Consider the following 13805-nt stretch of genomic DNA (forward strand, 5'->3'; position numbering starts at 1 on the left):
ACATGCCGGCCTTTTACAAAAATAGTCACCTTATTTTTTCACATCCGGATCAAAGTCCAGTGACACAGAGTTCATACAAAACCTTTTATAAGTAGGCGCAGGACCGTCGTCAAAGATATGCCCCAGGTGAGAGTTACATCTGGCGCACTCTACTTCGATACGATGCATGCCATACGAATTATCATCCTTATAGATCACACTGTTCTCCCGTACCGGCTCAAAGAAACTCGGCCAGCCACAGCTGCTTGCAAATTTCGCATCAGACCGGAACAGTTTATTACCACATACTGCACAGTAATAGGTACCCTTCGCTTCGCTGTCCCAGTATTCACCGGTAAAGGCCCGCTCTGTACCCTGCTCACGGGATACGTTATAAAGATCAGATGGTAAGATCTTCTTCCATTCCGCATTGCTTACATTCAGATGTGTTGTGTCGGTACGTGAGTAGTATGGATTGTTTTCCTTGTTCATATCTTTCTTCTTTTGTGCATTCCCCTGACAGGCCGATAGCAGCAGGGAAACGAATACAATGATAAATCCTGCTTTCATGTTTATATGATTTAATCAAACATCATTCCTGTTTTAACTTCCCCTTGAAAGCCGCTCTGAACTTGTCTCTCTTGGGTTTGATCACGAACTGACAATACGGCGCCTGCGCATTGGATGCGTAATAGTTCTGGTGATAATCCTCTGCCTTATAAAACTTCTTATAAGGTGTTACTTCCGTTACGATCGGATCATCATATGCCTTTTCATCATCCAGTCTTTTGATATAGTACTGCGCCAGCTTGTGCTGTTCCTCATTATGATAGAAGATCGCCGAACGGTACTGTGTACCTTCATCATTTCCCTGACGGTTCAGCGTAGTCGGATTATGCGCGACAAAGAAAGCCGCCAGTAATTCGTCATATGAGATCTTCGATGGATCGTAAACGATATTACACGCCTCCGCATGCCCTGTCGTACCGGTACATACCAGTTCATAACTCGGATTAGGTACTTTACCTCCTGTAAAACCAGACTCCACGCTGACCACCCCATCCAGCTGTTTAAACTGCTCTTCCACACACCAGAAACAACCTGCAGCAAAGGTAGCGGTATCCAGCTTGCTACCTGTATGCTTTGTTGCCCCTGCTTTTTCCATTTCTTTAAAAGTCCCGCTTTTGCTGACATCCGTATGTGACTGTGCACATGCCATGAAAGGAGCAAAAAATAACAGGAAAAAATAACTACCCATCTGCCTGATCAATGTTTTCATCTTTTTAACTTTTTAAATCTAAAAATTTCCAGACCATCCGGTTTTACTTTGCAGCCACTGGTCGTTGTGCTGCACTCTCCTTTCCCCAGTTCAGTAATCGCTCTGCGTTCACATATCCGATCTGCCGGGATACGATCTTTCCCTCCGCATTGACCAGCAATAAGGTCGGATATGCCCTTACCTTCCATTGCTCTGCCAGGGTCTCACCCTCCCCTTTCTCCGCATCCACACTATAACTGATAAAATGCTGATTGAAATAGGTCGCAACGCCTTCATCCTTAAATGTAGTTGACTTCAGCAACCTGCAGGGACCACACCAGGTGGTATTAACATCTACAAAAATGAGTTTCCCGCTTTTAGCTGCCTGCGCAGTCAGCTCCTTCCAGGTGCCGTTGGTGAAGTTGATCTCCTGAGCAAATGCCTCACTATTAAATACGAGAAACAAGGCGCTGGTGATCAAAAATTGAATGCTTAATCTGAATTTTAACATGACGCTAACTTTTTAATAACTCCTGACAGACGCCGGCATATTCCAACCTGAAACAACCACTGTTAAGACCATCATCTCTTAGGATATTTTACAACAAATATAACTGTAGACATTCGTAACGACCATGACAGATTTTCCCTTTTTGATGCCTGTTTTTCCCAAAAACAAAATTTACCAGTTGAATAATTTATATATCTTCGCCGGAGTTATAACCACAATTAAAAGTTAATGATTGTTATTCCTGACAGATCATAATCTGTCTCCGTTTGTTCGTTAAACATTTAATTCTTTTAGTTCACCCGTTTCATTTTAATTCATCCTTAACTATGAAGAAATTTTCATTTGCCCCTTTGCTGGCCCTTGTACTCTTGTCATGTAGCAAAGATGCGCTGGTAAAAGAAAACACCACTCTTTCCCAGGAAAAAAAACAATCCGTACAGCTGAACCTTACCGGCTTTATACAGGAGCATAGCAATATGCGCGTCGCAGGTAATGCAGCCGGCAGAGCAGCCGATCTCGTAAAGATCTCTGACATTTACTATGCGGTTTACGATAATAGCGGTAATAAGGTACATGACCTGCACCAGGATACCATTAACCAGCAGGGAAACTTCGGTACTATCAGCGATTCCCTCGCGCCTGGTCACTATACCATCGTCCTGCTGGCAGGCGATCAGCCACTTATCACGCATGCAGTGGGCTCATCCGGTAATATCAGCGAACATATTGTAAGCCACCAGATAATGGGAGCAGGTGCATTGCCTATCGGACAAATTTTCTACAAAAAGCTTTCACTTGATGTTACCGCCGACAACACTCCGCAGCCATTGGAAGTATCCCTGGACAGGATCGTTGGTAAACTGGTTGTTGAAGTGCTGGATGCACTCCCTGCAAACGGCCCTCATGGCTCGCTGGGCTTCTCAGTAACACCTGTAATGCCATTCTTCAGCCTTGCTTCCGGACAGGTAAGAGAACCAGATCCTATCTGGCAGTATAATGGTACCAGGACCAGCCAGACAACCTTCGAAGACTATTTCTTCGGCTCCGGCTATGAATTCAGCATTACCATCTATTATGTAGATAAAAACACCGGCGAAGACAAACAAAAGACCATCGAACACATAACAGTTGCTGCTAATAAGAAAACCATCGTAAAAGGTTATCTGTATGGCGCACCGGAAAGTCCGGCAGGTCAGGGTTACCAGATCAAGGTCAATCAGGACTGGGCCGCTGACTCCACTCTGATCAACTTCTGATCATAACCGGAATAACACAACCGGAATAACAACATATACGAACGACGTAAAGCGGTGCTTCATTGAAATGAAGCACCGCTTTTTTTATGACACACACAGATATACTTACTTCAGATCATCTATAGATGCACCAAAATTAATATGCAGCACATTCCCATTCGCAAGCACCAGCGCGGGCACAGATCGTACGCCCGCAGCATCAGCATCCTTCACTTTTCCCTTCTCTGTCCCCAGATGCACCACTTCTACCTGCTCAGCCGGTATTAACTGTAAAATATCCTGTTCAGCACTCACACAAACCGGACAACCCGCATGATAAAAAACTGCTTTTTCCATTGTATTTAATTTTAACGTTTAGATATGATGTTTAGATATAATGTTCAAATAATTCGCCTAACCTTCCCTACCGATAAACATCTTCCCCTACCCGATAATAGTCCTACCCAATAATCTTCCCTACCCAATATCCTCGTCAACCCCTACCCCCATCTTCAGGCGCTTACAGCGGAGGTTTCAGATACCTGGCGGACCTTAGCCCGTCCCCTGCATCCAGCTACCCTCCCCCAAAGCCCCACCGCACAGCCCTCCTCCCACCGCCCAATCATCTTAAAAACGGGCGTCAGTCCGCCAGGTATCTGAAACCACAGCAAAAGCAGCCCCACTCACCCGCTACCCTACAAGCAGCCCACCAGGAACCTAAAAACAAAATCGAAAGTCTGCACTGCTATCACTCAATTCTTAATTTCTCATCAAAACTACCGTACATTTGGCCCACCAATCTGATACAGTTTTCACAAAAACAACTAGTCCAGATGCTAAGACCCTGGCAATTAGAAATACAACTGGAACCAAACTCCGGTAAAGCGATCTACCTCCAGATCGCCGACGCTATTATCAAAGACATTCATTCCGGCAGACTAAAAGCCGGAGACGCCCTTCCTGGCAGCAGAAACCTGGCGCAATTGCTGAATGTCAACAGGAACACCATAGTCGAAGCACTCAACGTACTGATCAATGAAGAATGGGTCGTTTCCCGCGAACGCAAAGGCATCTTCGTATCAACCGTACTGCCCGCCTTTTCCGGTACCAAAAACCGACCGCCGGCAATAGAGAAACCCGTCACGCCCGACCGCTATCACATTCATTTCGATGACGGACACCCGGACAGTAAAATTGCCCCTATCACCGAACTGGCAAGAGCTTACCGCCAGATCTTTAACCGGAAGGCCCGCTGGCAGATGATGGGTTATGGAGACGAATACGGCGATACGGACTTCCGGAAGGCCATCGTACAGATGCTGAATCACCAGAAAGGCTTAGATACCCATGAACATGCCATTTGTATTACCCGCGGTAGCCAGATGGCCATGTATCTGGCCACACAGTGCCTGATAGAGAAAGGAGATTATGTAATGGTGGAAAATCCGGGGTACAAACCCGCCTGGCAGACGGTAGAAAACGCGGGCGCAAAACTGCTGCCTGTAAGTGTAGACGAAGACGGACTGATCATAGAAGAGGTGATCGCCCACCTGCGATCCCGTAAAAAGATCAAAGCGATCTATACCACGCCACACCGGCAGTATCCCACGACCGTTACCCTCAGTCTGCAACGAAGACTCGCACTGGTGAAATTGTCGAACGAATACGGGTTCACCATCATCGAAGACGACTATGATAATGAGTTCTGCTTCGGATACCGCCCCGTCCTCCCGATCTCCAGTTTCCCCGAACTGAAAAACTATATCTATATCGGCACGATGAGCAAAGTAGTAGCCCCTGCATTACGCATTGGCTATCTGGTCAGCAATAATCCGGAACTGATTGAAAAAGTAGGCGCTCTGCGAAAGATCATCGATGTACAGGGAGATACGATCATGGAACAGGCTGTGCTCCAACTGATCAAAGACGGCACGATAAAAAGACATATCAGAAAAGCAACGCATCACTATAAAGCGAAAAGAGATTTCACCGCAACATTGCTCGAAAAACAACTAGGCGATAAAGTAAGTTATACACTGCCTGAAGGCGGCCTGGCCTTCTGGATCACCCTGAAAAAAGACACCAACTGGTCCCAGGTCCTTGGTAAACTAAAAGCAAAAGGCATCCGGATCATCCCTCCTGATAATTACAGCATCGATATACCTGTCAATGGACTCAGACTAAGCTACGGATCACTTTCAGAAGAACATCTGACCGAAGGGATCACCTTGTTAGGTAAATATCTCTGATCCTGACAGATTGGCTTGATATTATCCTCCATACAACGATACTGTATAGATGCGTCGGGGATGCGTCGTATATGAAGCATGTATGCGTCGTGTCAACCCTATTTTTTTTGAAAATAAGGGGCATTCAGGACAAAACAGCACAAAACACAAAACAAAGCAATAATAATCAACACTTAATGCATTATCATACTCGCAATTATCTGCCCACCCGCATCGCTGGTTTTCATGGATCTTGTTGATTGTGTACTGAGACGCACTGTCAGAGTGACGCAAATTCCCGTAATTCCGTTACGCTGATCCAACCATGCATGCATCCTATACAGGGAACAAAAGAATAATTTACCTTGCAGGAGAAACATCCATTCTGTTACCCTTCCGCAAACGAACTTATGAAAAAAGTATTGATCGCCATCTTATTACTGACCACCAGTTTTGTGGCAGTAAAGGCACAGGAAACAACAGCTGAACATCAGAAACTGATTGCCGAATTTATCAGCAACGTAAAACAACAAAACAAAGAAGTCCTGGCAGGAAAAGTAGCATTCCCGTTAAGAAGAGATGCACCTATCCCGCCGGTAAAAACAAAGGAAGAATTCCTGGAGAGATACAATGAGATCTTTGATGAATCACTCACGAAAACAATCGTCAATTCTAAACCAGACAAAGACTGGACAGCAATGGGATGGCGCGGTATAATGCTTGAACACGGTAAAGTATGGCTGGATGATAATGGTAAACTGATTGCAGTGAACTATCAATCCACAATTGAAAAAAGAAAACAGGCCGCATTGATCTCCGCCGATAAAAAGGAACTGGACAGATCAGTCAGAAAATATAAACGCCCTGTCAGTCTGCTCGAAACACAGAAATTCCGCATCAGGATAGACGATTTAGGAAAAGGTCAGTACCGCTACTCTTCCTGGAAATTACAAAGCAGCATGAATGAAACCCCCGACCTCACAATAGACGGCGGCAAAGTTGTCTTTGAAGGCACAGGCGGTAATCATTACTACGAATTCGAAAACAATGGTTACACCTACAAATGCGTATTTACTGTATTAGGCGAGAAGGATGCAGCCCCGGTCGTTGTAAAGATCACCAAAGATGGTAAAGAACTGATGTCGCAAACGGCCACCATCATCAGATAATAATATAAGCACAAATCAAAAACACTAACTATAAGAAAAGCGTCCTGCCAGCAGCGGACGCTTTTTTATTCATACAACAAAACGTAATTCCTGATTCTTTTCCGTACTTTCGCCACTGCAAATGGTTGCCCGCATACCGGGCATTAAAAGGGAATCCGGTGCAAAACCGGAGCTATCCCCGTAGCTGTAACCTGAGTATCGTTTCGGTTCTTTCTTTGCCACTGTCCTGCTTACAAGGACGGGAAGGCCACCGGGACATCAGGGAGCCAGAAGACCTGCCGCTTGCAACTTCATTCAAGCGCTTTCGGGTGAAAGGCGAAGAGTGTAGCCTGTAAAGGTTCTATATTCTTTTCTGGTGTTTATTTACCCCCTTTGCGCATACTGCATTAGCTGTCGTGTGTGTGATGTGATTGTTATATGTATCTTCCTGTGCCAATATCTGTAGCAGACAGGAATGCATATACGCATATTACATACATACCGCAATTGTTGTCGTGTGTAATGTGATTGTTGATGCGTACGCCTGCCTATGCTGCTAACAACGGCAGATTGGCATACGTATGACCATATCACATACATACCATGTGTGTAAGAGATTGTTTATACGTATTCCCACCTATGCCGTTATCAACAGCAGACAGGCATACGTATGCTCACATCTCATACCTGAATGAAGGGAATGGAAGTGCTTAACCACTCAACCCTTTATATGAAAATCAAACATTACCTGCTCGTACTCGTAGCAGTACTGCCCCTGCTGAACGCATGCAGAAAAGATGAAACAGAACAGCTGTCCCTGCCTACTATCGCAGCCAGCAATGCTATCACCACTACCGGTTTTGCAAATGGCTTCTTTATCGCCAATGAAGGCTGGTACGGACACGGCTCCGGTGACCTGCACTTTTATGATTACAGTGCCGATACCCTGCGTCTCAACATCTACGCAGCTGCAAACCCCGGTAAAACATTAGGTGGCGCTACCAGCACTTTACAGTTCGCCACTATCTTCAGAAACAAAATGTACATCGTTGTTAAAGTAGGTGGCCCACTGGTGGTGACAGACGCCAATACCATGGTGGAATCTGCCCGGCTGACCACCATGCCGGACAATGACGGACATGCCTTCCTCGGACTGGACAGTACCAAAGGCTTACTTACCACCGGCGGTGGCGTCTATCCGATCACACTCCCCGGCCTGACTGCCGGTACCAAATTGCCCGGTATCACCAGTTATAGCGGCGATATGATCAAAGCAGGCAACTATGTCTTTGTCCATGCACAAACAGAAGGTATCGTGGCGTACAACGCCTCCTCGCTGACAGTTGCACGTACCTTTGGTACCGCCAACCTCTGTTTTGCTTTGGGTAAAGACGGCGCTGTATATGCTGCCAACACAGACTCCCTGATCCGTATCAATCCTACTACACTGGCACGTACCGCTGTTAAACTGCCATTCTCTACACCATCTCCATGGGGTGCCTGGCGCCATTCAGCAATTACATCATCTACGACAGACAGCACCATCTTTATCGTACGTAACAATGGTTTCATGGGTGGTACGACCCTCTACCGTTATGTCATCGGTAATACCGCTTCGCTGTCCACTCCTTTCATCACACTGCCATCCGGACAATATTTCTACGGCGCCGGTGCTGCGTATGACAAGAGTAACAACACACTCGTCGTAACTACTGTCAATGGTCCGTTTACCGGCAGCGTTAATACGGTTCTCCGTTACAACGCCACCACCGGTACATTGATCAACTCAAATGTCTTCAATGGCTGGTACTTCCCTGCCATGCCTGTATTTTATTAACAAATCTTCCGGTTTCTTTCCATCAGCAGATGGAAAGAAACCGGAACAATATACCATCCGACAAAATAGATTATCATGCGAAAAATTCTACTCGCTGCAACAGCGATTACGCTTATCATCAGCAGTTGTTCGAAAGATGACAATGTACCACAACCGCCTGCTGAAGCACCAAAAATCACCATCACCACACCTGACGGCGGATTCGCTGTGGATAACAGGAAATGGTTCAAAGTAACGCCGGTTGTGATCAGCGATTCTGCATCCACTACCTACACCTGGGTACTGAATAATGATACTATCAGCACAACAAAAGATCTGCTGTATGCATTCAGTGATGCCGGCGACTTTACACTCACCTTTACCGCAAAGAACAGTGCCGGTAGCACACAGCAACAGCTCAACGTAAAAGTAACGGGAAAGACTTACACAGGAGCAGTAACCGTGTTCGACTTTTTCCCTGCCCCCGGACAGTTCACCAATGGACTGCCTGCCTGGGAAGCCGGTAACACAGATAAAGAAATGATCGCAAAAGCCCAGGAACAACTGAATACAAACGGTATGATCTCCCTCGGTGGCTTTGGTGGATATGTGGTACTGGGAACAGATCATACTATCATCAGCAAAGGCGATGAATATGATTTTCTGCTGAAAAGCAACGCCTTTCCAAACTGGTCTGAAGCTGGTATCGTAATGGTAGCAATAGATGCCAACGGTAACGGTCTGCCTGACGATGAATGGTACGAGATCGCTGGCTCCGATTACAAAAGTCCTGCAACAACGCACGGTTATCAGATCACTTACTACAAACCGGACGAAAACAAAGAACAAAAACCCGATGGTATGTACATGCTCGATACCACCTATATCCGTTGGAAAGACAACCAGGGCAAATCAGGCTTCCTCTCTAAAAACATATTCAATACCGCCCCTTACTATCCGCAATGGAAGGGCGACAGTATCTCCTTCACAGGTACACTGCTCACCAGCAATAATATAGAAGACCAGTCCGGAAACGGTACCTACTTCGTTAGTAAACCCTTTGCCTGGGGTTATGCAGATAATGTAGGCGATGCGGAAGAAAACGCTGCCATTAAGATCAGTTGGGCAGTTGATAAAAACGGTAATCCTGTAAAACTGCCAGGTGTTGACTTCATAAAAGTATACACCGGTATGCGCGCAGAAGCAGGCTGGCTGGGAGAGATCTCCACAGAAGTAACAGGCCTGCTGGACCTTCACCTGAAAAAATAAAAACTAACCATACCTGCCATCCCTTGTCTGACCCATGGCCGTTCAATAAAATGAACGGCTTTTTTTATGCTCATATCTGTCCGGATGACACCTTTATAATACATTTTCAACATATGTACAAAACTCATTACTTTTCCAAAGAAGTTGTTACATTTGTTGCATAGTAATGTAGTGCCGCAACGTTAAAAATAACTATTCAGGCCCCGGGCTTTCGTCAAAAATCAACCAGTATCAGTTTATCATGTGAAATGACCTTTCGCATCTTTCATCCTTAACTAAATATTCTCTGTCAGCAACGATCAGGCAAATCGGAAAAGGCAGTCACATCAGGTGAATCACTTTCACATATTTCTTCATAAAACGAAGAATCCCTGTCAACAACGACCCGGCAAATCGCTAAAGACAGTCTATCATGTGAAATGATCTTTCATGCATTTCTTCGTAAACGAAGAGGTCCCATCAAAAACGACCAGGTAAATCAGAAAAGACACTATATGACTTAAATACATGCAACAGCTCCAGGCTTCATTCCCGGCTATACGCAGGGAAAAGCTGACTTATCTTATACTTTTATAACCTCCAATTATCTCCCATGAAAAACAAATACAGTCGAATCCCTGCAGGAAGCGGGATCTTCGCCTTAATCATGTCCGCCGTTTGCTGGTTCGCTGCCATTCAGGTATGTTCCGCACAACAGATCGATCCGGCGCAAAGCATGAAGAAACACGTTCCCTATACGCTTAAAATCAACAAAGGATCCTGGTGGGTAGGCGGTGGTCTCGGTCTGACCGGCTCCGTTGTTCCCATGGGACAGTACATCGGTACGGCAGCCCAGCTATCAGCCAGAGGCGGCTATCATTTCATCGATAAAATGTCTATCGGTTTAAGCGTAACCGCAGGCCTCAGCGTCGCCAGCAAGAAAAGCGCCGGAGTATACAACCGGGGTGTCAACCTCCTCGTAGGTCCCATCGCCCAGTATATCATCCCGGTTACCAAATCCTTTTTCCTGCAACCGATCATCGGCGCTACCTGGGGTCCAATGAATATCAAGTCCATGGTATCTCCTGCCGGAGCGGAAGAGGCCTATGTTAAAGTAAAAGGGCATGCCTTCTGCGAACTGGCGGGAATAGGCCCGTATTTTGAAGTAATACCGGGAATAGCGAGCTTTGGAGCACAGTTCCTGGTTTCATCGATTCAGCAGACCACCAACGTATATACCAACGGTGGTGATAAGGTGCCCGGTACCGAAATAAAAGACCGGAAAACCGGCCCTGCCCTGATGATGGAATTCCGGTTACACTTATAACAATAGCAAAAAGCGGCAGTAACAGTTTATGACAGTCAACAGCGATCAGTTTTATTCCCGGTTACCGGTCAACCGTATTCCACTAAGCGAATTGCTCACGGAAGACCACCTCTTCTACAAAATACCGGAAGACTGGTACGTGATTGTCACCGATATCAAAGGATCAACTGCTGTCGTACAGGGCGGACAACACGAAACCGTCAACCTGATTGCTACAGGAAGTATCGTTGCCGTACTGAACATCAGCTTTAAAGCCAATATTACCATACCTTTTTTCTTCGGAGGAGATGGCGCTACCTTCATCGTCCCTCCATCCGTCAAAGATGCTGCTATCAAAGCCCTCCTGCTGTATAAAAAGAATACGCAGGAGAGCTTTGATATCGATCTCCGGATCGGCGTCGTAGCCGTAAACGACATCTATGCCGCCAGCCACACACTCAGGGTCAGCAAATTCAACAGTAGTGGTAACTTTCACATCCCGGTCATCCTGGGCAACGGACTGAACTACGCCGAAAGACTCATCAAAGGAGAAGACTATCTCCTCCCCGGTGAGCTCCTGGCAGATGATGAAGTGGACCTCAGTGGGATGCAATGCCGCTGGGACAAGATCAAACCACCGGAAAGCAACTATGAGGTCGTATCGCTGATCGTAATGGCCACCAAACCCGAAGAACAGGCCAGCGCCTTCCGGGAGGTCATTACCCATATCGACGCTATCTACGGCGCTCCTGAAAAAAGACAACCTATCTCCATCCCACAGCTACGCCTGAAAAGCTCTTTCACAGAACTGGGTCTCGAACTACGTGCCCGCTTTGGCCGTAAAAGACTCCTCAACCTGCTCCAGTCCTGGTTTACCACATTCTTAGGCTATATCTACTTCCGCACCAGACAGGGTAAATCCTACCTGACACGCCTCGTCGAAATGTCTGACACACTGGTCATAGACGGCAAGATCAATACCGTAATCACCGGTACCGAAGCCCAGCGCCTTCAGTTAATACAACACCTCAACCAACTGGAAGAAGCCGGAAAGATCTATTATGCATTCTATGTCAGTAAAGAGTCTGTCATGTCCTGCTACGTCCGCGATTACAAACAGGAACATATTCACTTCGTGGATGGCGCTGAAGGTGGCTACACCAAAGCAGCCGGTGTATTGAAGCTCAAAATTGTCCACCTCTCCCACTAATCTGCCCGGTTCACCGCCGCAAATGCCTGACTAGCTGGAATTAGCCATATCTTTGGATAAAGAGCATTATATTTCATAAGTCAATTATTTCCAGTGACTAACAAGCGTTCATTTAAAGTGTCGCCGCTCATCATCTGGGTCAGTTCCATATTCCTTGGAATGCTGTCATCTGTGCCCAAAATAGCGGAACACCACTTCAATACAAAAGAGGCAGTGGTCAATGCTGCCGTCACCGCCATCTTCGCATTGGTGGTATGGTATTACAACATCTATACACTACCTACTTATTCCAGAAAGGATATCTATAAAGGCATCTCCCTCACACGCCTGATGGGAAGCCTTGTCTTCGGTATGGCAGTCATGCTGCTGCTGGCATTTATCCAGCAGTTGCTCATATCCACCCTCAGTTTTGGGCCGGTCATGCTGATGATCGAGGTCCGTGGTATCCTGATCAACCTGATGTTCTATATGTTCCTTCACCTGCTTTATCAGAATTATCATAATCAAAGGGTAAGCATAGAACTGGAACGCAGCAAATCAGATAACCTCGGCGCACAGTATGAACTTCTTAAACAACAGATCAACCCTCACTTCCTGTTTAACAGTCTGAATACATTGAAAACAATGATTGAAGTGAACGACAAACAATCTGTGGACTTTGTACTGAAACTCTCCGAATTCTACCGGTTCACACTGGAAAGCCGTAAACTGGACCTTGTACACCTTTCAGAAGAGCTGGATATCATCTCCGCCTATATGTTCCTGCTGAAGGCCAGGTTTGAAGAAGGTATCCGCATGAAAAACGATATTCCGGCCAGATACTACGACAGTATGATCCCTCCGTTCACTTTACAGCTGCTCATTGAAAACTGTGTAAAGCATAACGTGGTATCGCTGGAAGAACCGCTGGAAATAAGACTGTATGCAGAGAAGGACTATATCGTAATAGAAAACGATCTGCAGCCTAAAATGGATCCCGCAGAAACCTCTCTGCATGTGGGACTCAATAACGTCCATGAAAGGTATATTCACCTGCTGGACAAAGACATCGTTGTAGAAGAAACTGATAAAATTTTCAAGGTAAAATTACCGGTAATCTATGAATATACTGATCATTGAAGATGAGATCAAAGCAGCGACCTCGCTGGCTACACTGATCGGCAAAATAAAGCCGGAAGCCCGTATCTTAGCGCAGTTGCAAAGCGTTAAAAGCAGCGTCGCCTGGCTGTCAGAACACGAACAGCCAGACCTGATCTTCATGGATATACAGCTGTCCGACGGATTAAGTTTCAACATCTTCAAAGCTGCCAAAGTATCCGCACCTGTGGTATTCTGTACCGCATATGACGAATATACACTCGAAGCTTTCAAGGCAAACGGCGTTGATTATGTACTGAAACCTTTTTCCCAGCAGGATATTGAAAATGCGTTTAAGAAGGTCGATGAACTAAAGAACTTTTTTCAGCAGAATCCCCTTCCCCAGCTGAACGATCTGCTGGCGAAAGTCGCAGGTACCGCAGGCAAAAAGAACTTCCTGGTCTTTAAGCAAAACAAGTACCTCAATATCGCCACCGATACGATCGCCTTTTTCTATATCAAACACGAAGCGACCATGATCAAAACCTTTGATCAGCAGGAATACAGCATTAACCAGTCGCTCGATCAGATCTATAGTTTGCTGTCTCCAGAACAGTTCTTCCGGCTGAACAGACAATACCTTGTTAATTTCCAGGCAGTAAAGGAAGTAGAACACTATTTTGCAAGAAAACTGCTGGTCAACCTGACGATCCCGACACCTGAGAAATTATTGGTCAATAAGGAAAAAGTACAGAACTTCCTGACCTGGATGGAGAACCGGTAAGCATT

At 45.9% G+C, this 13805-nt stretch carries 13 protein-coding genes and 1 riboswitch; of the genes, 9 read left to right on the forward strand and 4 right to left on the reverse strand.

Translation table 11 applies throughout. The features are described 5' to 3' along the window. Positions 1 to 30 precede the first annotated feature (30 nt). The 3 genes from msrB to BMZ72_RS27400 are packed head-to-tail and all read right to left on the reverse strand — an operon-like array spanning position 31 to position 1748. Positions 31 to 549: a peptide-methionine (R)-S-oxide reductase MsrB gene (gene msrB / locus BMZ72_RS27390; RefSeq protein ID WP_089813084.1), complete on the reverse strand. Its 519-nt coding sequence runs from the start codon at positions 547 to 549 to the stop codon at positions 31 to 33. A 22-nt stretch (positions 550 to 571) separates the two neighbouring features. After that, positions 572 to 1258, reverse strand: coding sequence for a peptide-methionine (S)-S-oxide reductase MsrA (gene msrA, locus BMZ72_RS27395; RefSeq protein WP_089813086.1), 687 nt, complete (start codon positions 1256 to 1258; stop codon positions 572 to 574). 43 nt (positions 1259 to 1301) lie between these two features. Then, positions 1302 to 1748, reverse strand: a complete 447-nt coding sequence (locus BMZ72_RS27400) for a thioredoxin family protein (protein WP_089813088.1) — start codon at positions 1746 to 1748, stop codon at positions 1302 to 1304. A 326-nt stretch (positions 1749 to 2074) separates the two neighbouring features. On the opposite strand from BMZ72_RS27400, the gene BMZ72_RS27405 reads away from it, so the two are divergent. Then, on the forward strand, positions 2075 to 3004 hold the full coding sequence (locus BMZ72_RS27405; protein WP_089813090.1) for a FimB/Mfa2 family fimbrial subunit: 930 nt from the start codon (positions 2075 to 2077) through the stop codon (positions 3002 to 3004). Between the two features lie 105 nt (positions 3005 to 3109). Here the strand turns inward: BMZ72_RS27405 and BMZ72_RS27410 are convergent, their stop codons facing one another. Next, a complete protein-coding gene (locus BMZ72_RS27410) occupies positions 3110 to 3340 on the reverse strand; it encodes a thioredoxin domain-containing protein (RefSeq protein ID WP_089813092.1) in 231 nt (76 codons plus the stop codon). A 476-nt stretch (positions 3341 to 3816) separates the two neighbouring features. On the opposite strand from BMZ72_RS27410, the gene BMZ72_RS27415 reads away from it, so the two are divergent. The 8 genes from BMZ72_RS27415 (at position 3817) to BMZ72_RS27450 (ending at position 13800) form a co-directional block, all read left to right on the forward strand. Then, the gene (locus BMZ72_RS27415; RefSeq protein ID WP_089813094.1) at positions 3817 to 5232 is read left to right on the forward strand and encodes a MocR-like pyridoxine biosynthesis transcription factor PdxR; all 1416 of its coding nucleotides are present in this window, start codon (positions 3817 to 3819) and stop codon (positions 5230 to 5232) included. 389 nt (positions 5233 to 5621) lie between these two features. Beyond that, positions 5622 to 6380 (forward strand): hypothetical protein, encoded by a 759-nt coding sequence (locus BMZ72_RS27420; RefSeq protein WP_089813096.1) that lies wholly within the window; start codon positions 5622 to 5624, stop codon positions 6378 to 6380. Positions 6381 to 6485: 105 nt separating this feature from the next. After that, positions 6486 to 6678: riboswitch (cobalamin riboswitch) on the forward strand. Between the two features lie 411 nt (positions 6679 to 7089). Further along, positions 7090 to 8196 (forward strand): DUF5074 domain-containing protein, encoded by a 1107-nt coding sequence (locus BMZ72_RS27425; protein ID WP_177222947.1) that lies wholly within the window; start codon positions 7090 to 7092, stop codon positions 8194 to 8196. 75 nt (positions 8197 to 8271) lie between these two features. Then, positions 8272 to 9444: a PKD domain-containing protein gene (locus BMZ72_RS27430; protein WP_089813100.1), complete on the forward strand. Its 1173-nt coding sequence runs from the start codon at positions 8272 to 8274 to the stop codon at positions 9442 to 9444. 592 nt (positions 9445 to 10036) lie between these two features. After that, complete coding sequence (locus BMZ72_RS27435) at positions 10037 to 10750, forward strand: hypothetical protein (RefSeq protein WP_089813101.1); 714 nt, start codon at positions 10037 to 10039, stop codon at positions 10748 to 10750. Positions 10751 to 10778: 28 nt separating this feature from the next. Then, entirely contained in the window at positions 10779 to 11939 is a 1161-nt protein-coding gene (locus BMZ72_RS27440; protein ID WP_089813103.1) for a DUF3095 domain-containing protein, read from the forward strand. A gap of 159 nt (positions 11940 to 12098) precedes the next feature. Continuing rightward, complete coding sequence (locus BMZ72_RS27445; protein WP_255373305.1) at positions 12099 to 13058, forward strand: sensor histidine kinase; 960 nt, start codon at positions 12099 to 12101, stop codon at positions 13056 to 13058. Beyond that, on the forward strand, positions 13039 to 13800 hold the full coding sequence (locus BMZ72_RS27450) for a LytR/AlgR family response regulator transcription factor (RefSeq protein ID WP_089813106.1): 762 nt from the start codon (positions 13039 to 13041) through the stop codon (positions 13798 to 13800). The genes BMZ72_RS27445 and BMZ72_RS27450 overlap by 20 nt, the downstream gene beginning before the upstream one ends. Positions 13801 to 13805: the final 5 nt, after the last annotated feature.

Origin of the sequence: Chitinophaga sp. YR627, assembly GCF_900114995.1 — a bacterium.
Taxonomy (GTDB): Bacteria; Bacteroidota; Bacteroidia; order Chitinophagales; family Chitinophagaceae; genus Chitinophaga.

Bases quoted from the DNA above. Each gene is read 5' to 3' on its own strand.
- BMZ72_RS27450 (WP_089813106.1), top strand. From the start codon at position 13,039: ATGAATATACTGATCATTGAAGATGAGATCAAAGCAGCGACCTCGCTG.
- msrB (WP_089813084.1), bottom strand. From the start codon at position 549: ATGAAAGCAGGATTTATCATTGTATTCGTTTCCCTGCTGCTATCGGCC.
- BMZ72_RS27440 (WP_089813103.1), top strand. From the start codon at position 10,779: ATGACAGTCAACAGCGATCAGTTTTATTCCCGGTTACCGGTCAACCGT.
- BMZ72_RS27420 (WP_089813096.1), top strand. From the start codon at position 5,622: ATGAAAAAAGTATTGATCGCCATCTTATTACTGACCACCAGTTTTGTG.
- BMZ72_RS27400 (WP_089813088.1), bottom strand. From the start codon at position 1,748: ATGTTAAAATTCAGATTAAGCATTCAATTTTTGATCACCAGCGCCTTG.
- BMZ72_RS27405 (WP_089813090.1), top strand. From the start codon at position 2,075: ATGAAGAAATTTTCATTTGCCCCTTTGCTGGCCCTTGTACTCTTGTCA.
- msrA (WP_089813086.1), bottom strand. From the start codon at position 1,258: ATGAAAACATTGATCAGGCAGATGGGTAGTTATTTTTTCCTGTTATTT.
- BMZ72_RS27410 (WP_089813092.1), bottom strand. From the start codon at position 3,340: ATGGAAAAAGCAGTTTTTTATCATGCGGGTTGTCCGGTTTGTGTGAGT.
- BMZ72_RS27435 (WP_089813101.1), top strand. From the start codon at position 10,037: ATGAAAAACAAATACAGTCGAATCCCTGCAGGAAGCGGGATCTTCGCC.
- BMZ72_RS27445 (WP_255373305.1), top strand. From the start codon at position 12,099: ATGCTGTCATCTGTGCCCAAAATAGCGGAACACCACTTCAATACAAAA.
- BMZ72_RS27425 (WP_177222947.1), top strand. From the start codon at position 7,090: ATGAAAATCAAACATTACCTGCTCGTACTCGTAGCAGTACTGCCCCTG.
- BMZ72_RS27430 (WP_089813100.1), top strand. From the start codon at position 8,272: ATGCGAAAAATTCTACTCGCTGCAACAGCGATTACGCTTATCATCAGC.
- BMZ72_RS27415 (WP_089813094.1), top strand. From the start codon at position 3,817: ATGCTAAGACCCTGGCAATTAGAAATACAACTGGAACCAAACTCCGGT.